The organism is Streptomyces atriruber (genome assembly GCF_001418325.1).
In the GTDB taxonomy this organism is placed as follows: Bacteria; Actinomycetota; Actinomycetes; order Streptomycetales; family Streptomycetaceae; genus Streptomyces; species Streptomyces atriruber.
Window position 1 is genome coordinate 1 of the sequence record NZ_LIPN01000082.1, and the last position, 18,696, is coordinate 18,696.

The 18,696-nt window shown below is 66.9% G+C and carries 21 protein-coding genes and 4 pseudogenes; 15 read left to right on the forward strand and 10 right to left on the reverse strand.

From position 1 onward, the window contains the following. The first annotated feature begins 16 nt into the window (after window positions 1-16). The 7 genes from AOK03_RS09390 (at window position 17) to AOK03_RS09420 (ending at window position 4,739) form a co-directional block, all read left to right on the forward strand. Window positions 17-505: a winged helix-turn-helix transcriptional regulator gene (locus AOK03_RS09390; RefSeq protein WP_055564720.1), complete on the forward strand. Its 489-nt coding sequence runs from the start codon at window positions 17-19 to the stop codon at window positions 503-505. 179 nt (window positions 506-684) lie between these two features. After that, window positions 685-1,560: an undecaprenyl-diphosphate phosphatase gene (locus AOK03_RS09395; protein WP_055564721.1), complete on the forward strand. Its 876-nt coding sequence runs from the start codon at window positions 685-687 to the stop codon at window positions 1,558-1,560. Window positions 1,561-2,045: 485 nt separating this feature from the next. After that, complete coding sequence (locus AOK03_RS09400) at window positions 2,046-2,924, forward strand: hypothetical protein (RefSeq protein WP_341845785.1); 879 nt, start codon at window positions 2,046-2,048, stop codon at window positions 2,922-2,924. A gap of 19 nt (window positions 2,925-2,943) precedes the next feature. Then, entirely contained in the window at window positions 2,944-3,231 is a 288-nt protein-coding gene (locus tag AOK03_RS44980) for a hypothetical protein (RefSeq protein WP_341845786.1), read from the forward strand. A 658-nt stretch (window positions 3,232-3,889) separates the two neighbouring features. Beyond that, a complete protein-coding gene (locus AOK03_RS09410; RefSeq protein ID WP_055564722.1) occupies window positions 3,890-4,081 on the forward strand; it encodes a CsbD family protein in 192 nt (63 codons plus the stop codon). A gap of 188 nt (window positions 4,082-4,269) precedes the next feature. After that, the gene (locus AOK03_RS45145; protein WP_425264366.1) at window positions 4,270-4,533 is read left to right on the forward strand and encodes a DUF6233 domain-containing protein; all 264 of its coding nucleotides are present in this window, start codon (window positions 4,270-4,272) and stop codon (window positions 4,531-4,533) included. Window positions 4,534-4,535: 2 nt separating this feature from the next. Further along, complete coding sequence (locus AOK03_RS09420; RefSeq protein WP_055564724.1) at window positions 4,536-4,739, forward strand: hypothetical protein; 204 nt, start codon at window positions 4,536-4,538, stop codon at window positions 4,737-4,739. A 136-nt stretch (window positions 4,740-4,875) separates the two neighbouring features. On the opposite strand, the gene AOK03_RS44845 is transcribed toward AOK03_RS09420, so the two are convergent. After that, on the reverse strand, window positions 4,876-4,998 hold the full coding sequence (locus AOK03_RS44845; protein WP_279616313.1) for a hypothetical protein: 123 nt from the start codon (window positions 4,996-4,998) through the stop codon (window positions 4,876-4,878). A gap of 136 nt (window positions 4,999-5,134) precedes the next feature. On the opposite strand from AOK03_RS44845, the pseudogene AOK03_RS43895 reads away from it, so the two are divergent. Together AOK03_RS43895 and AOK03_RS45150 are read left to right on the forward strand one after the other, a co-directional pair. Further along, window positions 5,135-5,543, forward strand: a pseudogene (locus AOK03_RS43895) (peptide deformylase); the annotation flags it as partial. A gap of 111 nt (window positions 5,544-5,654) precedes the next feature. Continuing rightward, window positions 5,655-5,732: pseudogene (locus AOK03_RS45150) on the forward strand (NUDIX hydrolase); the annotation flags it as partial. A gap of 241 nt (window positions 5,733-5,973) precedes the next feature. On the opposite strand, the gene AOK03_RS09430 reads toward AOK03_RS45150, so the two are convergent. Both AOK03_RS09430 and AOK03_RS09435 read right to left on the reverse strand, forming a co-directional pair. Beyond that, window positions 5,974-7,014, reverse strand: coding sequence for a pentapeptide repeat-containing protein (locus tag AOK03_RS09430; protein ID WP_244177542.1), 1,041 nt, complete (start codon window positions 7,012-7,014; stop codon window positions 5,974-5,976). 339 nt (window positions 7,015-7,353) lie between these two features. Further along, window positions 7,354-7,875 (reverse strand): UTRA domain-containing protein, encoded by a 522-nt coding sequence (locus AOK03_RS09435; RefSeq protein WP_079074589.1) that lies wholly within the window; start codon window positions 7,873-7,875, stop codon window positions 7,354-7,356. 508 nt (window positions 7,876-8,383) lie between these two features. Here AOK03_RS09435 and AOK03_RS09440 point away from each other — a divergent pair. The 3 genes from AOK03_RS09440 (at window position 8,384) to AOK03_RS45155 (ending at window position 10,460) form a co-directional block, all read left to right on the forward strand. Further along, window positions 8,384-9,157 carry a DUF6907 domain-containing protein gene (locus tag AOK03_RS09440; protein WP_425264367.1) on the forward strand — a complete coding sequence of 258 codons (774 nt, stop codon included), beginning with the start codon at window positions 8,384-8,386 and terminating at the stop codon, window positions 9,155-9,157. Window positions 9,158-9,524: 367 nt separating this feature from the next. Beyond that, the gene (locus AOK03_RS09445; RefSeq protein ID WP_055564728.1) at window positions 9,525-10,091 is read left to right on the forward strand and encodes a hypothetical protein; all 567 of its coding nucleotides are present in this window, start codon (window positions 9,525-9,527) and stop codon (window positions 10,089-10,091) included. Window positions 10,092-10,214: 123 nt separating this feature from the next. Further along, on the forward strand, window positions 10,215-10,460 hold the full coding sequence (locus AOK03_RS45155) for an NUDIX hydrolase (protein WP_107097961.1): 246 nt from the start codon (window positions 10,215-10,217) through the stop codon (window positions 10,458-10,460). Here the strand turns inward: AOK03_RS45155 and AOK03_RS42490 are convergent. Beyond that, window positions 10,407-10,796 carry a hypothetical protein gene (locus AOK03_RS42490; protein WP_157868901.1) on the reverse strand — a complete coding sequence of 130 codons (390 nt, stop codon included), beginning with the start codon at window positions 10,794-10,796 and terminating at the stop codon, window positions 10,407-10,409. The two genes, AOK03_RS45155 and AOK03_RS42490, sit on opposite strands and share 54 nt — an antisense overlap. A gap of 9 nt (window positions 10,797-10,805) precedes the next feature. Beyond that, window positions 10,806-11,420, reverse strand: a complete 615-nt coding sequence (locus tag AOK03_RS09450; RefSeq protein WP_055564729.1) for a hypothetical protein — start codon at window positions 11,418-11,420, stop codon at window positions 10,806-10,808. Window positions 11,421-11,936: 516 nt separating this feature from the next. On the opposite strand from AOK03_RS09450, the gene AOK03_RS43900 reads away from it, so the two are divergent. Both AOK03_RS43900 and AOK03_RS09460 read left to right on the forward strand, forming a co-directional pair. Continuing rightward, complete coding sequence (locus tag AOK03_RS43900; protein WP_244177543.1) at window positions 11,937-12,866, forward strand: DUF6083 domain-containing protein; 930 nt, start codon at window positions 11,937-11,939, stop codon at window positions 12,864-12,866. 105 nt (window positions 12,867-12,971) lie between these two features. Further along, window positions 12,972-13,433: a hypothetical protein gene (locus AOK03_RS09460; RefSeq protein WP_055564731.1), complete on the forward strand. Its 462-nt coding sequence runs from the start codon at window positions 12,972-12,974 to the stop codon at window positions 13,431-13,433. A gap of 48 nt (window positions 13,434-13,481) precedes the next feature. Here the strand turns inward: AOK03_RS09460 and AOK03_RS09465 are convergent, their stop codons facing one another. Together AOK03_RS09465 and AOK03_RS43415 are read right to left on the reverse strand one after the other, a co-directional pair. Further along, window positions 13,482-13,811 (reverse strand): NucA/NucB deoxyribonuclease domain-containing protein, encoded by a 330-nt coding sequence (locus tag AOK03_RS09465; protein WP_244177544.1) that lies wholly within the window; start codon window positions 13,809-13,811, stop codon window positions 13,482-13,484. 28 nt (window positions 13,812-13,839) lie between these two features. After that, window positions 13,840-13,965: pseudogene (locus tag AOK03_RS43415) on the reverse strand (IS5/IS1182 family transposase); the annotation flags it as partial. A gap of 341 nt (window positions 13,966-14,306) precedes the next feature. On the opposite strand from AOK03_RS43415, the gene AOK03_RS09470 reads away from it, so the two are divergent. Continuing rightward, window positions 14,307-15,932, forward strand: a complete 1,626-nt coding sequence (locus AOK03_RS09470) for a thiamine pyrophosphate-binding protein (RefSeq protein WP_055564732.1) — start codon at window positions 14,307-14,309, stop codon at window positions 15,930-15,932. Between the two features lie 226 nt (window positions 15,933-16,158). Here the strand turns inward: AOK03_RS09470 and AOK03_RS40700 are convergent. From AOK03_RS40700 to AOK03_RS42500, 3 genes and pseudogenes are all read right to left on the reverse strand, one after another. Next, a pseudogene (locus AOK03_RS40700) lies at window positions 16,159-16,918 on the reverse strand (IS5 family transposase). 750 nt (window positions 16,919-17,668) lie between these two features. Beyond that, window positions 17,669-17,998 carry a hypothetical protein gene (locus AOK03_RS42495; protein ID WP_157868902.1) on the reverse strand — a complete coding sequence of 110 codons (330 nt, stop codon included), beginning with the start codon at window positions 17,996-17,998 and terminating at the stop codon, window positions 17,669-17,671. An 11-nt stretch (window positions 17,999-18,009) separates the two neighbouring features. Next, window positions 18,010-18,510, reverse strand: a complete 501-nt coding sequence (locus AOK03_RS42500) for a hypothetical protein (protein ID WP_157868903.1) — start codon at window positions 18,508-18,510, stop codon at window positions 18,010-18,012. Window positions 18,511-18,696 lie beyond the last annotated feature (186 nt).

The window sequence follows — 18,696 nt, forward strand, 5'->3', positions numbered from 1 at the left end:
GCCCTAGACTGCCCGCATGAAGGATCCGCGCCCCTGCTCGATCGCCGACGCCCTCGCGCTCGTCGGCGAGAAGTACTCCCTGCTCGTCCTGCGGGAGGTGTGCCTCGGCAACGAGCGCTTCGACCAGCTGGTGCGCAACATCGGCGCGCCCCGCGACGTCCTCACGACACGCCTGCGCCGACTGGTGGAGGCGGGCGTCCTGGAGAAGGTCGCCTACAGCGAGCGCCCGCGGCGCTTCCTCTACCGACCGACCCCCGCCGGTCTCGAACTGGAGCCCGTGCTCATGACCTTGATGGCCTGGGGCGACCGCCACCTGCGAGGGGACGGCGAACGCCCGATGGTCCTCGAACACATCTGCGGCCACGAACTGGTCCCCGTGGTCACCTGTTCGGCCTGCGGTGACGAAGTCCGGCACGACGACCTCACCGCGCATCCGCAGGTGCCGGGATGGACGACGGCGGGACCGACGCCACAGCCGCCGGTCGGCCCTCCCACCGTCCCGTAACCCTGGACCGCTACGCTGCCCCACGACGGGGGACGTGATCACCCCCGCGCTCCGGCGTTCCGCCCGCTCACCTCGCAGTCATGTTCCAGCCACGCCGGCCCCGCCTCAGCCACGCCCCTCTATGACCGCTACGACCGCATCCGCGGCCTGATGATCAGTACTTGGACGGCGCAGTTTTCATGTCTTGGCTTGAATCCTTCATCCTCGGGCTCGTCCAGGGGCTGACCGAGTTCCTCCCGATCTCCTCCAGCGCGCACCTGCGACTGACCGCGGCGTTCGCCGGCTGGCACGATCCGGGGGCCGCGTTCACCGCGATCACGCAGATCGGCACCGAGGCCGCCGTGCTGATCTACTTCCGCAAGGACATCGCGCGGATCCTGTCGGCGTGGTTCGGCTCGCTCTTCGGCAAGGTGCCGCGCTCGGACCACGACGCTCAGATGGGCTGGCTGGTCATCGTCGGCTCGATCCCGATCGGCGTCATGGGCGTGACGTTCAAGGACCAGATCGAGGGCCCGTTCCGCGATCTGCGCCTCATCGCCACGACGCTGATCGTGATGGGCATCGTCCTCGGCGTCGCCGACCGCCTGGCGGCCCGCGACGAGACCGGCGGCAAGCACCGCGCGGTACGCCGCCGCAAGGACCTCAAGGAACTCGGCGTCAAGGACGGCCTGATCTTCGGCGTCTGCCAGGCGATGGCCCTGATCCCCGGCGTCTCCCGCTCGGGCGCGACGATCAGCGGCGGCCTCCTCATGGGCTACACCCGCGAGGCCGCGGCCCGCTACTCCTTCCTCCTCGCCATCCCCGCCGTCCTCGCGTCCGGCGTCTTCGAGCTGAAGGACGCGGGTGAGGGCGGCCACGTCTCCTGGGGCCCGACGATCTTCGCCACGATCATCGCCTTCGTGGTCGGCTACGCGGTCATCGCATGGTTCATGAAGTTCATCACCACGAAGAGCTTCATGCCGTTCGTCTACTACCGGGTCCTGCTGGGCATCGTGCTGTTCATCCTGGTGGGCGTGGGTGAACTCAGCCCGCATGCGGGCGAGTCGGCGGGGTGAGCGGGGGGGGGAACCGCAGGTCAGAGGCTCACCTATGGTGCGCCAATTCCTTACATCTTCTCGTAGAACGTCGTAGGTTCTCGCAACGTCGCGCAGTGATTTGCGCGGGAGTTCTCCCAGTAATCTCCCAGTGGATCTCCCTCGACAGCATGGCGCCGCCCTCCGGCCCGCCCACTTGGGAGGTGGACAGACAGGGCGGACGGGCGGGTGGGGTACAGCCGCGGCGCCGAACGGTCGCACGCGGTCAATCAATGAAGAGACCTGCTCCCTCCCCCGCCCCCTTCCCTGTGGTGAGTGGGCGAGCCTGACTCTCGCCCGTCGCGCACGACCCGCTGTACGCCTGCGGAAGGGGTGCGCAGGCCGCACTGAAGCAGCTCAGGCACCGCCGCGGCCTGTCCCTCTCGGACGTCGCCCGGGCCCTCACCCAGTACGCCCAGGAGCTGCACCAGCCACACCTCCCCGCAGTCACGTCCGTACAGCGGTCGGTGGCCCGCTTAGAGGCCACCCGCCCCACGATGCCGGACGAGCGCTGCCAGCCACTCCTCGCCCGCCTCTATGCCCGGACCCCGACACGCGATCCCGCGGTCGGCGCCGGATCGGACCTCGCCGAGCCGCTGGAGGCGCTGCGCCTGTTCGGGAAGAGCAAGCAGCGCATCATCGAGCTGCGGTCGGCGATGGTTCGCGCCGTCACGGACGAGGGAGGCGGGATGCTCGCGTTCCTCGCACCCGGCGTCCAGGCAGGTCTCGCCGCGGCGCCGGCAGATCCGGGCCGCGCCGACGAGGACCTGGTGCGCGGGCTCGCCTCTGTGGTGTCGGACGCCAACGCGCAGGTGGGTTCGCTCCCGTTCGTGCGGCTCCAGCTGATGCTCGCCCCAGCCGTCGAAGCCTGCCGTCATCTGCTGGCCGGGCCGTCCCCCGAGCCGCTGCTCCCCCAGCTCCGTGACGCCTCGGTCGCCGCGAGTGCGCTCGCCGGGCGGCTCGCGTTCGAGACCCGTGACGATGCGGCGTCGCGCGCCCTGTACGCGGAGGCGACCCGGGAAGCAGGCCGACTGGAGCAGCCGTGGCGGCGGGCCGGCGTCCATATGAGCCACGCCCTGGTGACCCTGTACTCGACGCAGGGCGTCGAGCCTGCCCGGCTGCTGGTGGACGAGGCGGTGCGGGCGGCCCGGTCCGGTGATTCGACGCTGGTGAGGGCGCGCGCCCACGCGCTGCAGGCGGAGATCGCGGCGCGTGCGGGTGAGGAGCGGCAGTCGCAGGCGGCGCTGGGGCTGGCCTGGTACGACCTGGACGCCGACCACGACGGGGATCCGGCGCCGACCAGCTTTTCGCCTGGCCATCTGCGCCGCTTCGAGGAGGGTCTGTGAGCTGCATGTCAGGGATCCTGTGACGGCGCATGACCGGTTCGCCCGGTCCGCGGAGGCGCTGTCGGCTCCGCGGGAAAAGCTGCAGCGGGCGATCGTCACGACCGACCAGGCCCTGGCGCGCATCAAGATGCGGGATCCTCGGTCGGCTGCCGAGTTGCTGCACGAGTGTGTGGCCGCTGCGTCGGCGACGGGTGGGCGGGTGCCTGCGATCCGGCTGCGGCGAGCCCGGCAGGAGCTGCGTCCGTGGCGGCGGGAGGACTTCGTCGCCAACCTCGACGATCACCTGCTGGGTGTTCTCGGCGCTTGATCGTCATATGCCGATCTTCGCCGCGTCCTAGGGCATGTCGGACCCTGCGCCCAGGATGATCGGCATGTCCTCCACTCCCCCGGCTGTCGGGTCTGCACGGTCCGCGGATGAGCTGAATCGGCTGATCCGTGCGCTGTGGCCGCATCCTGCGGTGCGCTTGCCGTCGGAGCAGCGGGCCGAGTATGAGGTGCTGGTCGCGGAGTGGACGCGCGCCGAGCAGGCGGAGGCACTGCGTGGGGAGATCGCGGAGGCGGCGTGACTGCCTCGTCGCCTCCTGTTGAATCCCGAACAGACAGGACTTCCGCGATGAGCACGCCCACCCCTGAGGTCACCTACGAACCGCCGTTCCAGGGGGCGGGCCGTGCGCCGCATCGGGATGCGGGCGGCAGGCACAGAAGTACGGCAGCGCAGCCAATGGTCGGCCGTCCTCCCCGTTGTGCGACGTGTGCCTGGCCAAGGTCAAAACCCAGCGCACGTCGGGCGCGTAGATCCTGCCTGCGGCTACGGTCACCGTTCCTCGCAGCAGCCGAGCTCGCGTTCCAGACCGGCGATCTTCGCGTAGTCGGCCCGCGCTACAGAGCGCGACCTTCCAGCAGGCGAGGAGCGGCCTCCCGGCCTACGGTGATCGGGTACCTGACCGCCACCGTAGGGAGTAGTCATGGGCGACGACGGCAACATGGACAAGCTCAAGGGCAAGGCCAAGGAGATGCTCGGCAAGGCCACCGGCGACGGGCGCAAGGAAGCCGAAGGCCAGACGGACCAAGCCAAGGGCGGCGTCAAGGATGCGATGGACTCCATGAAAGACCGCGTCGAGGGCGTGAAGGACTCCCTGAAGCGCGACGACTCCTGACACTTTCCACCTTGAGCCCCGCTGTCACCGGCGGGGCTCTGGCGTGCCCCAACAGCTAGACTCGAACGCATGCCCGATAAGCCGCAACCGTCCCGGCTGGAGAAGCTCCGTGTTGCCGAAGCCTTCCTCCGCCACCAGCTCGGCCAGGCCGAGAAGTGGATCGCCGAGGAGCAGCGGCGTCAGGTCGAGTGGCAGCGCGGCGAGCAGGCACGCCCGCCCCACCGTACTGGGTCCTCGATCGCGGGATCGGCCAGGGCGGACCGCTCATCGAGGTGCACCGCGGGGGCTGCCACGCGGCAGGGAGTCGGCGGCGCACCGTCACGCGGGACGAGGCTCGGCGTGCCCTCTTCGTGGACCAAGTGCGTGCGTGCACTGCCGCCCCGATGCGGAGCTTGAAGGCCCGGATTGACGCGAATCTCCCAGCCCTCTATCCACCACCTGGCAGTCTGTAGCCATGGTTGAGCCACCCGACCGAGATCCCGACACCGCCGACCAGCTAGACCCGGTGGATTACGCCCAGACCCTGTTTTCCGGTCTGAAGACCGAGGGGCGTGTCTTCGATGACATCGAAAACCTACTTGAGTACCTCCGGGATGGACACGTGCACTGGCAAGATGAGACGGGCGAGTGGCAGACAGGGCTCGATAACGAGACCTAGTCCCTGTGCCGGGTCGGGCTGGAAGACGCGGAGCAGCTGCTCGACGACCCGTCGCGGGTGACGTGGCGCGGCGGCCGAGCGCACGAGTACGAGGCTGCATAGCCCAGCCCACCCCTGCCTGCACTACGGCGGTGTCCTACAGGGCCGACGTGCACTCGACCTCCTGACGGCCGCCGCCCTCGGCGAGCTCCTTCAGCGCGGACGCCTCGGCCTTGTCGACGGCCAGAGACCACCGCAGCTTCGGGCCTGCGCTCCGCACGCTTCCAGCGAATCGTCACCGCGCAGGGCTCCGGTGCCGAGGCAGCGCTCGCCCGCTACTACGACGCCGCTCTGCCCCCAGCCCACATACAGACCGGCAGGAGTTCCATCACGTGGTAGCGACGGCCAGCGAGAGGATGCGCACCGTCGGCGTCGTCCAGGAGGGCGAACCGATTCTCGCCAAGACGGTCCGCACGTTCGACCTACCGACCGAGGCGGAGGATGCGCGCAGAGTGGTCGCCGAGCTCATCTCCGCTTGCGAACGCGCTTCGATGGTCCACGCGTTCGGGAAGGGGATGGGGATGGCCGCCCCGCAAATCGGCATCGACCGGGCCGCGGCGATCGTCCGCACCCCCGACGGCGAGTCGATCACCCTGTTCAACCCGACCATCGTCGAGGTCGCCGGACACCGACGAGCAGTACGAGGGCTGCCTTTCCTTCTTCGACGTGCGTGGAAAGGTTCCTCGGCCGCTGGCTATCTCCGTCGAGCACACGGATATCTACGGCACGGAACGCATCACCCTCTTCGAACGAGGGCTCGCCCGGCTCGTCGCCTATGAAGTCGACCACCTGCACGGGAAGTTGTACCGATCGCGCCTGCGGGAGGGAGTCGAGCCGATCCCGGTCCCGGAGTATCACGGCACGGGCAAGACCTGGCAGACAGGGCTGCGGGTTGAGACGATCAAGTTGCTCGGCGAGCGTGTCCACCCGAAGACCGGCCACCTGATGTCCTACATCCTCGCCAAGCCGCAGATCCGCATCACCGTCGGCGGCCTGCGTTACCTGCACGGCAAGCTGGGTGGAGTGGCGCCGCTCCGGTTTGAGCAGCTGCCGTTCCGCGACGCCGGCTGGTTCCTGGCGCGCTGTGGCCCCCACTCCCGCGGGTGGGGGCTTCGTCGTGCGCTGCTCTGCGGGCTGTCCCGTATGCCTGAGTGGGTGTCCGGCGGGAGTCGTGATCGTTGCGCGGGGTGATCGGCTACGAGAGCGTGGAAGGTAGTCGCGTGCTGGTGTCAGTGCGGGCCGAAGCCACCTGCTTCCGCGTCAGGTTCTTTGCTCGGTGCAGGTCCACACCACGCAGGTCCGCCTCGTTCAGGCGCACGCCGCGCAGGTTCGTATTGCTCAGATATGCGCGGCGCATGTCGGCGTAGTTCAGGTCCGCGCCGCGCAGGTCCGCGTCACCTAGATCCGCGCCCCGCAGGTCCGTGGCGGACAGGTCCACGCCCGTCAGGACCGACTGCCTCAGGCCGGCCCTGCTGAGGTTTGCCCCGTTGAGTTCCGTGCCCGTCAGGTCTGTGTGCCTCAGCCTCGCGTTGCTCAGGTTCGCACCTTGCAGGTTCGTGTCGCCCACTTTCGCGTCGGTCAGGTGTGCCCCGCGCAGGTCCGCCTGGACCAGCTCCGCGCCGCGCAGGTCCGCGAAGCTCAGGATTACACCGCGCAGGTCCCCGTCGAGAGACGCGCCGCGCAGGTCCGCGTTGTTGAGGAACGCATCGCGCAGGTTCGTATTGCTCAGGTCTGCGCCGCGCAGGTCCGCGTGGCTCAGGTTCGCGTTCGGCAGTTCCGCGTCCCGCAGGTTCACGTCGCGCCAGAACGCTTTTGCTCGGGGGCTGGGCCCGACGTCCAGATCGGGAAGCTTGGCGGCGTGGAGGTCAAGGCGGAAGGCGCCGTCCCGAGTTGTGTCGCGGGCGGCGAGCACCGTGAGCGCAGCGTGGACGTCGGCCGGGATGTCCTCGCCCTTCGCCGGGGGTTCGGCGGCATGGATGCGGACATAGGTGGCCAAGACATTGGCGATCGTGGGCTGGTCACGGCGGGAGTCCTGCATGATCCGCTGCAGGGCGTAGATGCCACCAAGCCGCACGTCCATCTTGTCCTCGCCGAGGTTGCCGACCGCCGCGGTGTACCGGTCGGTGATCTGCCCCTCCTTAGTCAGCGCCCGTTCCTCCCGCGCCTGCTCGGTGGCCTGCCTGGTCTGCACGCTTGAGTACCACAGCCCCACCACCGCGACGACGGAGGCGACCACGACGGTGAACAGTTCGATCCGGCGCGCCCAGTCAAGAGGGGGACGTTCATCCGAAGTGCGGGGCGTTCTCGTCCGCGGCGGGCGGGTGGCGTTCCCTCGGGCACGGGATGAGGCCCGGGTGGTGAGACGGGCGACACGGCGTAACCGGGGACGGCGAGGTGTGGGAGGCATACCTGCATTTGATCGCGAACGTCCGCGCTGCCGAAGCGATTTTGGTCATGGCCAGTCGCCCGACTCGATGCTGCGAACGGCTCGATCAGCTCCCGGGCCACCTGCCGAGAGCACCCTGCCCATCCCTAGTCCACTAACCAGCAATCACACCAATTGCGGGCGCGTCCTTTAGGCGTCGAAGTGGTACCGCAGCCGGTAGAGCTGAGGATGGAGCACCATCTCGTTGATCTCGACGACACGTCCTGCGGCATCGCGGGCGGTCCGTGTGATGTGGATGATCGACTCGCGGAGTCTCAGGTCGAGTTGGTCGGACTCGTCGATCGTCGATGGGCGGACCACCACGTCTTCGGCGAAGTGGGCGGGTGCGTGTCCGAGTTCAGCGAGTCGCGCGCAGGTGCCGCCAGGCCCGGTGTCGGCCTGTGTGATGGGGGTGCCGTGTACGAGGTCGTGCGGCAGGTACGAGGTGGCCATCTGTACCGGCTGGCCGTCGATCTTGTAGGTCCGGCTGCGCCTCACTACGAGCGCACCATCGCCGAGGCCAAGCGCTTGAGCTACGTGATCAGGTGCAGCGATCTCGTCGACGTGGACTTCGGCGACGTCCGCTTTCTGGATGGCGCGACCAGCTCCCCAGACGTCGCGGCTGAGCCGCTGGGGGCTGGTCCGGATGATGCGCTCGTCGCCTGCCGTCATGCTGCCGCCTCCCGGTTCGCTCGCTGCGCCGACGGTAGCGCAGCCCGTCGGCCGCGTAGGCGGAACTATCGCGTAACGCGGTACTTCCCCTTCGCCCACTTCCCGAAGTACCGCGCTGCGCGTCTCGACTCGTGGCGACGACTCCGAAAAGCTTGGCGTGGAGGACGGCGGGCGCGGCCGACTGCTGATCGACCACTCCCGGCCATATTGGATTACGTCGGGCAGGGGTGCGCGCGGGAAGTTGCGGCGTGCTTCTCGTTCCGCCCTGTGGGAAGCGGGAGGTCAGAACCTGCACGTCAGAACCTGGCAATCTTCTAACTGTTGGGTTCTTCCCTACCCCGGGAGTAGATCGGCGCTTCCGGAAAAGGCGCACACATCATGTCGCATTGTCGCCGTCCAGGTAAGTTCCAGAAACGCGAAACGGCCGGGCGTATGCCCGGCCGTCGCGACCAGCGAGTTCGCACCTCGCTGATCATCAACCCGCTCCATGTCAGGAAGTAGGTCGTTCATGAAAGTACATAGCGATTCACGGTTAAGCAACGCGTACAGCGGTTCACCGACGGGGCTTCCCGTACAGCGTCCGCGGCGGGCGTTGGTGGACGGCCAGGAGGTGTGGGTACGTTGCCCGTCGTGCTGCGTCACCGATCATGTGGCAGAGAACGAGCGTTTCCTGGTCGACGTGTCGCACGCATCCGCGGCGGTGGATCTGCTGGTGCCGCGGCAGGGCGGTTCGCTGCAGCTGCTGGCGTCGGCGCGGGTGATGGCGTCGGACAGTGGTAGCGCGGAGGGGCGGGCGGCGTTCGTCGCGGTGGACTTCGAGGATGTGCAGGCGCTGTACCCGTCGCCCGCCGAGGCGGATGCGGCAGCCGACCGGGTGGCCGCCTTCGATCGCAGCTGCGGGCGCTCGGTCGGGTGGCGGGTGGTCGTCGTGACTGAGGACTTCGATCCCCTGTTCACCAATCCGCATATCCCCCGCCCGGACCTGACCGTGGAGTCCATGCGCGCCACCGTCGAGCGGCTGGATCCCTCCCGGCTGGTGCAGTTGGACGCCGACGCCCGGCGCGGGGAGCCGACGTTCCTGCCCGCATGGTCGCTGTGGGTGGAGCGGAATCGGTTTCCGGAGGTCATGCGGCGCGTCCACGAGCTGGAGGTCGCCATGGGCCAGGAGCACACCCTGGAGGGAGGGAGGGCGATCGCCGGGGAGATGAGCGAGCTGCTGTACACGGTGTCGGATCGGCTGCCATGGGCGCGGAAGTCGGTGCGGCGAATCGACGGCGAATAGGCGCCTGGATTAGACCACTTGGCCCCCTTGCGCCACATAGAATTTCAGGCAAAACGGCAGCGGCCGGACGGGGGCTATCCGTCCGGCCGCTCTGCGTCAGGAACCAGTTGTGACGGTACAGAGCTGTACCCGTCACTGGCAGCTGTGGCGGATGAAGCGGTGAAGATACGCCGGTCGCGCCCCGAGGCCGACTTCACGATCATTCCCAACTCTGCGCTCCGCGACGACCGGTTGAGCTACTGCGCTCGCTCGCGGTGTCCTCGCCGAGCTCCTATCCCGCCCGAACGGGTGGGAGACAAATGCCGACGCCCTGTCCGAGCGGGCACGCCGTCACCGCGGAGATGTCGTCGGCGAGGGACGGCGCGGCTTGCGTGCCGCCTTCAAGGAGCTGGAGGCGGCGGGTTACATGGTGCGCCGCAAGGAGCAGGCCGAGAGGGGCCGCTTCGTCACCGTGCTGGAGGTGTACGACACTCCGCAGCACCGGGGTACCGCTGACGGCACGTCGGTCAGCGTGACGTCGGTCGACGGGCCGTCGGCGAGCGGTACGTCTTCAGTAAGTACTGACCCACGAAGTACTGATGAAGAAGATGCTGGCGACCAACATCCCTCCTCACTCGCTTCCGCTCGCGAGGGGCACGCAGGCCAGCAAGATCGCGCTTCCGAACTCGATCGCATGTACGCGGCGGCGAACCAGCTCGACGACGAAAGGCTGCGTCGATTCCTGCTTCAGTTCGAGCAGAAGCGCCCCAGGGCGTACCGAGACTGCCGGAACAATGCAATCGGGCAGATCCGGCGGGAGTCACCTGACGTCCTGAAGAGCCAGCGGTCCGTCCGGGAGATCGACCTGCTCAGCTACAAGTACGCGCTGCTGCACTACGCCGATAGCGGGCTGCCGTCGTGGCTCGTCCGCTTTCCGCTGCGATCCGTCGCCTGACCTAGCCGTGCCGCTGGAGGAAATGATGAGCGAAACCGCTGATGCTCAATCGCCGGTCGCGGGTGCGGTGGTGCAGCGTGAAGGCCGCGTCCTCCTGGTCCGCCGCGCGTTCCGGAGGCCGCTCTGGTCTGGCAGTTCCCGGCGGGCAAGGTCGACGGGGGTGAGAGCGCCGGGGAGGCCTCGGCGCGGGATCCGTTGGAGGAGGCCGGGGTTGTGGTGGAGCCGCTGTCGATGATTGGTGAGTGGGGTGCATCCGGTGTCAGACGGAATGCCCCAGCCGGCTCCGTCCGTGCGGGGACAGCTGGGGCATCCTCCCTACCAGCCTGTCGTGACGGCTCCGAGTGCTATGGGTGCGGCGACGAGTGCTAGCAGGTTGATCCACGTGGCGCGGTCGGCTCTCCTCACTGTGAGTCGGGTCGCAACGACTGCGGCAACGACGCCTAGCGGGAAGAGGATTGTGAGGCATTCTTCCGTACCAGGGGGTGATCCGCCGATGTGTTCCGCGACCCGCGAACCGAAGTAGCCGGTGAAGATGGCGAAGAGGGCCTTGTCAGCGCTGAGCCACTTGTTCTCCATGTGGGCGATGATCGTGCCCCAGCTGGCTCCTTCGGACCGCTTCCGGGTGGCTGTGGTGATGCATGCGACCAAGAGAACGGCTGTTCCGCATATGAATGCCCAGCGCAAAGCCTCTGCCAGCGTGTTCACCGTCTCCCCTTACCAGCAGTTCTTGATGACGCCGTCGACTCCCAAGAATCCGATGGCTATGGCACCCAGGCCGGCTCCGGCCTCTTCGAAGACCTCCGTAATACCCTTCTTGAATGTTTTGCCCTTCTTCTTCTTGTCGCGGATCTTTTTGATGACCTTTTTGATGCCGCCGAGCTGGTCGATCGCCTTCTTCATCTTGTAGATCTTGACGACGGCGAAGATGTTGGAACCGATGGCTTGAAGGATTCCCGCCGCACACTTGGTGCCGCTGAATTTTCGGCTTGCCGAGGCTTCACCGTCGCTGGCGGCCAGTTCCTTCTGCAGCCACTGCTCCACGGCTTCCTGCCCCTTCTCCAGGACATCAGCGGGGATGGTGTCGATGACGGCGAAGGCATTCTCGATTCCTACGAGGACTTCATCTTCGGAGCCGAGCTGTTCCAGTTGATCGTCTTCCAGGCTGAGCCTGTTGGTGGCCAGCGGGGAGGTCTGAGCGTTCGGCGCCTTCGTCCGGCTGCTGTCGAGGGCTGCTGCAGCGTTTGCCGTGCCGACGCCGGATACGGCTACGGCACCTGCGACGGCTGCCGAGATGACGGTGGTGCGGATACGCCAGCTCTTACGGTTCACGTTTAGCCTTCCGTGCGAATGTGCGCGCGGTGGGTTCTGGTGAAGAGACTGGGTCCACAACCGGTGTGGCTTCACAGAGTTCCCCTCTCGCACGCCAAGTTCCCCTCAGGCAAGTGAGTTTGCATCACCGAGGGAGAGCAGAACGGAGATTAGCGCGCTTTAAAAGAGGAAGCAAAGCCTCAAGGAATTCCCTATCAGCGCCACTTGACGCCGCATTACTTAGTGCTAGGAATTCCCTATCACCGAGGCTTGTCGGCTATCGTCGCGCTGCGGATCGTGTTCTGCGGGGCTCAACACTCATGTGTCCGCACGGAAATGGGTGCGCCACGCCGCCTGATGAGTAGTTGCCGGCGCTGTCCAGCCGCCTGCCGGTCGTCTCTGCTGCGCCGCGTGGGCCCGTAATCGCCTTGCTGCAGCAGGCGTGCCGTCGGGCGGCTGCTGGCGTCTCTGCGCGCCCGCCTCGTTCGTGTGCTGCCGAGCCTCGCGGTCCGGTCGGACTCCGCCTGTATGGAGTCGATGGACCCCAAAGAACTGTGGCGAACCGGCCAGGATCAGACGCAGCCGGTCAAGTGCCCGCGCTGCGGTCTGCCGTGGGAACCGGTGCCGACGGACGACCACGACCGGGTAATGCTGGAGCCGGACTTCTATGCGCCCGCTCACACGGTGCCGCCGCGGCAGCGCTGGTATGTGCGGCAGGGCTGGGCTGTGCAGGACGACTCGTGCCCGCGGCCGAGTCGGCAGTGCCGGATCGCGCATGCGCTCGCTTACCCGGAGCAGGAGCTGCCGGATCTGTGGGGCTGGCTGACGGCGCTCCGGGAGGAAATCCCGCGACAGGCGGGCCGGCTGTTCCAGCGGCTCACTTCCTACTGTCCCTCGAAGGACTTGAGTCTGGCCGTGTCGGGGTCCCGCCCGGGTCTCCAGGAGTACGGTCGCCTCATGGATGATGCGCGGCGGGATGCGGCCCCGAAGCCGCGGCCTGACTATCCGCCGAAGAAGCCGCCGTCTCCACCGCCACCGGATCCTCCGACGAAGCAGGCTGCGGCTCCTGCTGTGCACCGGCGTCCGACGGTGCTGATCGCGAACCGTCGTGCGGCCAACTGGGCACTGGAGAACGCTCCATGGTCCGAGAAGAAGGCCGCGGTGCGGGTGGTGGAGCAGCTGCGCGCCTGGGGGTACCTCGGTGCCGCGGCGCAGCAGGAGAGGTACACCGCCGTGACCCGCGGTCTGGCACGGGCGGCGCTTGGTGATGGCGGGCGCCGCATCACGGTGCACGTCGCCGATCAGGAGGGTGCAGCACTCATCATGGTGCTGTCCCACCGGGATGGGCCGGGCCGGCTGGATGAGTCGTTCCTGCCGTCGGTCGCCGCGCTCGGGGTGCTGTCGTGCGGCGCGGACACCGACGGTGATGAGCCCGGCAACCGGCGCTGGGCTCTGCTGGAGCTGTGACGCTCCTCTGCCCGTTCCTCCAGGAGCCGCTTACGGCCAGGGCGCCGTGATCGTCTGGTTACGATCGGGGGGGGTCGTGTCGGCAGCGTCTGGGCGGAGAGTTGCATGGCCGATCTTGTGCGGGAGCAGCGGTTCGATGTGTTCGTGGACAATTACGCGTTCGCGTTCGTCGAGTCCTGGGATGCGGATCTTCCGGTGGAATTCCCTGATGGGTTCGACGCTGGAGTGTTCGTGAATGCGTTCCCGGGCCGGATCGATGTGGGCAGTGCCGGTAACACTCATACCGCGGCGGTGACGGTGCAGGTGTGGGGCGGCGCTCCGCCTGTGGAGGACAGCGCAGGGTGGGATGCGCAGGGCGAGGCGGGTTTCGCTTCGGTAAGTGGTGATGTGGCGGTGTGGACGCCGTCGCTGGGGCGCACTGATGACTTGGTCGAGCTGGGCGGTAAGGGTGCCTGGCGCGTGCGGGTGCATGGTGCTGGGCGTGCCGCGGTCGCCGCTCTGCGGGAGTCCGAGGAACCGGTGGTCGGAGTCGAGCGGTATCTGGTGCAGTTCTTCCCCGCTGGATGACTCATCTGCCGCGGGGACGGCCGGTGTGCACGGCCGTCCCCGGCACCGTCAGTTCGTGATTTTCACAAAGAAGGAGTCGTCCTCGGTGTCAGCGAGGATCCTGTTCTTGGCGTAGTAGCTCTTGAGGAGCAGGCCGACTTTGCCGTTGTCGCTTTCCTTGACAGGCTGGACTGAGAAGTTGAACTTCTTGGCGTCCGGGTCGAAGTCGTGCTCGGCAGCGCCTTCCAGGGTGGACCTGAAGGGGTGCTCGTCGCACTCTCGTGCGCCGCCTTGTGAGTAGTTGTCGCAGGTGGCGGCACCGGCCTTGTCGGGGTTGCCGCTTCCGGTGGAGTTCGCCAGGTACTCGGCTGCATCCCACCGCGGGGCGAGCATGGACATTTTTCGGCTCGTCGGGGGCTTACTGCTCCTAACAAAAGCGTTGGATGTGTCGGTGGGTGATCAGGCAGACGGCGAGTGCGAGGAATGCTTCGTGGATGTCGTCGCGTCGTTCTCAGCGGATGCGCAGGCGGCGGAAGCCGTGCAGCCAGGCGATGGTGGACCGTATTGCAGAGCACGTGTGACGGCATCGGGTCATGCCCGGGCGTGCGGGCGGCAGGCTGCCTGAGCTGCCACTTACCGGCGGGCAAGGTGTGTGCCTGCGCGGCGAGGTCCTCGGCGTGCACCGCGGCCCGCTCGCGCTCGCCCTGGCCTACGAAGCCGGCGACCCTGTTGCGGGGCTACGAAGACGGTAACGGGAGAGGTGGAGGTACTCCATTCGGGTGAATGTGCTCATCTTTGACGCCGGGAGCGGGCACCTTCAACTGAAGGCGCTCGCTGGTTCTCTCTTACTGGCCTCCCGTGTGCGCTGTCACCGCTCGACGTTGGGAGCGCCCCGTGCACGACACCACAGCCTGCCCCTCTCCCGCGCGTCCCAGCGGCGCCGATGTCGTCCTGGACATCCTGCGTGACGAGGGCGTCGGGTACATTTTCGGCAACCCGGGTACGACCGAACTTCCCCTGCTCCAAGCCCTGGAGAACCACCCGGACCTCTCGTACGTGCTGGCGCTGCAGGAAGCGTCGGCAGTTGGCATGGCCGACGGGTACGCCCGGATCTCAGGACGCCCGGCGGTCGTCAACCTGCATGCCGCTGCGGGCCTGGGCCATGCGATCGGCGCGCTGACCAACGCCGCAGCAGCCCGTGTGCCGTTGGTGATCACCGCCGGACAGCAGGACCTGCGTCATCTCTTCCACAATCCCGTCCTGGCCGGGGACCTTGCGGGTCTCGCCCGCCCCACGGTCAAATGGTCCCACCAGGCGTCTACCCGGGACGACGTCGGCGAGGCAGTGCGGCGGGCGTTCCACATCGCGACGACCCCACCGACCGGACCAGTCTTCCTCGCCCTGCCGATGAACCTGCTGGACGAACAAGGAGCACCTCCTCCTCCTCGTATCCCCACAAGCCCGCCCTCCGCAGCGCCCATCGAACAGCTGATGCCGCTGCTGCGCCGCGAAAGGGCCGGGAGCACCGCCCTTGTATACGGGGACGAACTCGCCTACGCAGCCCCCGCCGAGGGCGTGGCGCTCGCCGAGACCCTCGGAGCAGACGTCTGGGGGCCCGGCTGGCCTGCCGCCAACCCCTTCCCGACCGCCCACACTCGCTGGCGCGGATTCCTCCCCACCCACGTCGCCGGTATCCGCGACACCCTGGCCTCCTACCGCACGGTTCTTATCGTCGGGACGCATGTGTTTGACCGCTATTACCCCTACGAGGCGGGCCCCATCCTGCCCGAGGGCGTCACCAGCATCCAGATCACCGCGGATGCGAACGCACTCGGTTTGAGCGCACCACTGGACCTGGCGCTGCACGGAGACCTGAAACCCACCCTCACCGCGCTGATCAGCGCACTGGGCAACTCCGAGGCACCCGCTTCCACGGTTGCCGAAGCAGCCACGACGCACGGGGAAGCCGCAGGGGGTGAGGGGTCGAGCGCGCTCAACTGCACCACCCTGGCGGACGTGCTGGACGACTGGCTGGCCCCGGACATCGTCGTGGTGGACGAAGCGCCCCAAGCGGCCCGTCACCTTCGTGCAGCTATGCACCTCGCCCCCAAGCAGTACCAGTGGGTGGCCGGGGGGCTCGGCTGGGCCATGCCGGCCGCCGTCGGAGCCAGTCTGGCGCGCAACCGCGGCCGGGTCCTGTGCACCTTGGGAGACGGGGCCGCCATGTACTCTCCGCAGGCTCTGTGGACGGCGGCCCAACTGCGTCTTCCTGTCACCTATGTGGTCGCCAACAATCAGGAGTACAACGTCCTCAAGGCCAATTGGCGGCACCGCAATCCGGAAGCCACCGGATTCATCGGACTCGACCTGCGCGAACCCGCACTTGACTTCAGTGCGTTGGCTACCGCCATGGGCGTCGCTTCCCACCGCGCCGAAACCCTAGACGGGCTCCGCGACATTCTGCGCGAGCCGTCTACCGGCCCGCGGCTCATCGACGTCGCCCTCCCGCCCGACAACTGAGCGTTCAGATCATCCAGTTGCCCACCACGCGGGTCTTCTTGAACTGCCCGTCGCATGTGAGGTGATGGTCGGGTCTGTCAATCGAACGGTGCAGCCGAAATGTTCGAGGCTACTGAGCTTTGAGGCGTGTTGTTGCCGGGGGCTGAGGATGTGCGATCGTCGGGAGTATGCCGATTGTGTGAGGAAAGGGAGCCGGTTGGACCGCGCATTGGGGGGCTTAGAGGTGCTAACAAAGCCGTTGGACGTGGCGGTGGGTGATCAGGCAGACGGCGAGGCCGAGGAAGGCTTCATGGATGTCGTCGTGTCGTTCCCAGCGGATGCGCAGGCGGCGAAAGCCGTGGAGCCAGGCGATGGTGCGCTCGACAACGTAGCGGAAAATGCCCAGGCCAGTGCCGTGTGGCTCGCCTCTCTTCGCGATCACGGGGCGGATTCCGCGCCGCCAGAGCAGGCGGCGGTACTTGTCGTGGTCGTAGCCACGGTCGGCCAGCAGCGCGTCGGGGCGCCGACGCGGTCTGCCGACCTGGCCCGCGACGGCGGGAATCTTGTCGAGCATCGGCTCGAGTTGGGTGACGCCGTTGCGGTTTCCGCCGGTCAGCGACACCGCGAGCGGGATGCCCTGTCCGTCGACGACGAGGTGGTGTTTACTGCCCGGCCGTGCGCGGTCGACCGGGCTGGGCCCGCTTTTGGGCCCCGTCGGACGGCCCGCACGTGCGAGGAGTCGATCACCGCCCGCTCCCAGTCCAGCTGGTTCTTGGACCGCAGCTCGTTCAGCAGCAACTGGTGGCCGAGCCGAAGCCGAGTTCCTGGGGCAGGTACTCCCACTGGATGCCGGTGTGCAGAACGAACAGGATCCCGCACAGGGCCTGCCGGTCCGGCACCCGCGGTCTGCCCTCGACCAGCTTCGGACCCGACTTCGTCAGCAACGGCTCGACCAGCGCCCACAGTTCGTCTGACACGATCCACGGCCGCGACTCACGGTTTCCCATACCCAGACCTACGAGACAGCAGGCCGAGAGTCTCATGATCAGCAGCTTTTGTTAGAGCCTTTTAGCGTCCAGGGGGCGGGGGGTGCGAGGCTTACGGTGGGCTGGTACACGGCGAAAATCCCGTCGTGCCCGCCGCCACCTTGGCCTGCTTTGGCGGTGACGGTGTGGGCGAACGACTTTTTGATCTCGGCTTGCCCGAAGGTTGTGGTACCGGGCAGGTTGCCGCGGTAGGTGTAGCGGGCTGCGGCAGGCCAACTCTGTAGCAGGCGGCGGTGCTGCCGACCCTTTGTCGTCGAGCTGCGCGTAGTCGGCTGCCGGACCCAGCGTCTCGGCTGCGGTGAGGCGTGACTGGGCTTCCCGCGCTCGGCCTCGCAGTTCGTTGAGCGCCGTCTCGTCCTGAAGGTCTCCCAGGGTGGGTCGTGGCGCACCGATTGGCAGCGCACAGGTCTCAACGCTGAGCCCTGAGTCGTCGTCAGCTGCTACTGCCCCCGGGGGCTACCGCGGGTAGGACGGCACCGGCCAGTAGGGCCGCTAGGCCGCTCCGGCAGGCCGTACCCAGCCACGATCTTGTCACGGTGTGCTCCCTCAGTCCGGTATTGGGGGTTGGCCCCCTGATCAGCGCAAGATCTACCGAACCGTTGATCATAAAACTGTCCAAGGCGTGCCCGCACACACCAGCGCCCCCGCCCGGTGGTCCGGGTCGAGGGGCGCTGGTGTGTAGCTGCTGGCCCGCCCCGCCGGGCTTGGCGGCTAGTTGAGCCTTTGGCCCATTTTCTTGGATAGCTTCTCGGTGTCCTTTGTGTCCCACCATTCGAAGAGGTGGGTGCGCATAAGGAATGCGAGGTACGTGAGGTGGTCGGGGTCAAGGTCGCCGCTGACGAGGCTTGCTTCTGGACCCTTGTAGTTGAGGGTGACTTGCCATTGCTGGCCTTGGGTTTGGATCTTGAGCTGTACTGTGAGGGTTGGGCGCACCTCAGGTACTCGTAGATCTAGGACTTCGATGGTGAAGCCTGGGTATTCTTGCTGTTTCCCCAGGAGCTTGTTGCGTAGCCCTTCTTCCACTTGTTCCGAGGTCGCCATGGTTGACCCTTCTAGCACGGACCTTTAGCGGATTTTGCAGTGTACTGCACGGAGGCCGTGATGACGCCTTGAGGGGTGATCCCTCCGGGCTTCCCACCGAGGGGGCCACTGTTGTAGACGACCTTGAAGTTCTTCTTGGGATTGGGAGTGCAACCCACTCCGGGCTTGTCCCGGAAGACGACGCCTGGGCTCTGTTCGTAGCCCTTCCAGAGCGTATTACTGATCTTGCTTTTGAAAGACTCGCTCCACCTGCCGCGGGCAGCTATGTGCCGGAATCCCCAGTTCTTGTTTCCGCAGCGCAGGGGGATCTTTGCGGGGCCACGGTTGAACGTGTAGACAATCTTGCTACTGGGCTGCTTGCCCTTGCAGGGCTCGGTGGGCTTCTTTTTCGCGGCCTGCGCAATACCGTCATGCGCTTGAGGCAAAGCGTTGGCTGCTGGCGCGGATAGTGATATGCAGGACACTGCTGCGGCGGCAGCAAGTGAAACCGTGATCGTTCGGTTGGGATGCACGTGAATTCACCCTTCTCCCGGTCCAGTTGGAGGGATCTATGATCGAGCTCCCTCCACTGACACAGAACTCTACGCACATTTTCGCACCAAGATCCACAAGGAAATTCCGTTACGGCGATAGGGGAATCCTTCCGGCTTTCCACCCCCGCGAGCAGAGGAAATCAACCCCACACTTCACCCCACCCC

Bases quoted from the DNA above. Each gene is read 5' to 3' on its own strand.
- AOK03_RS09460 (WP_055564731.1), top strand. From the start codon at position 12,972: ATGGCCGATCTTGTGCGGGAGCAGCGGTTCGATGTGTTCGTGGACAAT.
- AOK03_RS42495 (WP_157868902.1), bottom strand. From the start codon at position 17,998: ATGGCGACCTCGGAACAAGTGGAAGAAGGGCTACGCAACAAGCTCCTG.
- AOK03_RS09410 (WP_055564722.1), top strand. From the start codon at position 3,890: ATGGGCGACGACGGCAACATGGACAAGCTCAAGGGCAAGGCCAAGGAG.
- AOK03_RS09440 (WP_425264367.1), top strand. From the start codon at position 8,384: ATGAAAGTACATAGCGATTCACGGTTAAGCAACGCGTACAGCGGTTCA.
- AOK03_RS09390 (WP_055564720.1), top strand. From the start codon at position 17: ATGAAGGATCCGCGCCCCTGCTCGATCGCCGACGCCCTCGCGCTCGTC.
- AOK03_RS09435 (WP_079074589.1), bottom strand. From the start codon at position 7,875: ATGACGGCAGGCGACGAGCGCATCATCCGGACCAGCCCCCAGCGGCTC.
- AOK03_RS09420 (WP_055564724.1), top strand. From the start codon at position 4,536: ATGGTTGAGCCACCCGACCGAGATCCCGACACCGCCGACCAGCTAGAC.
- AOK03_RS09395 (WP_055564721.1), top strand. From the start codon at position 685: ATGTCTTGGCTTGAATCCTTCATCCTCGGGCTCGTCCAGGGGCTGACC.
- AOK03_RS43900 (WP_244177543.1), top strand. From the start codon at position 11,937: ATGGACCCCAAAGAACTGTGGCGAACCGGCCAGGATCAGACGCAGCCG.
- AOK03_RS09465 (WP_244177544.1), bottom strand. From the start codon at position 13,811: ATGTCCATGCTCGCCCCGCGGTGGGATGCAGCCGAGTACCTGGCGAAC.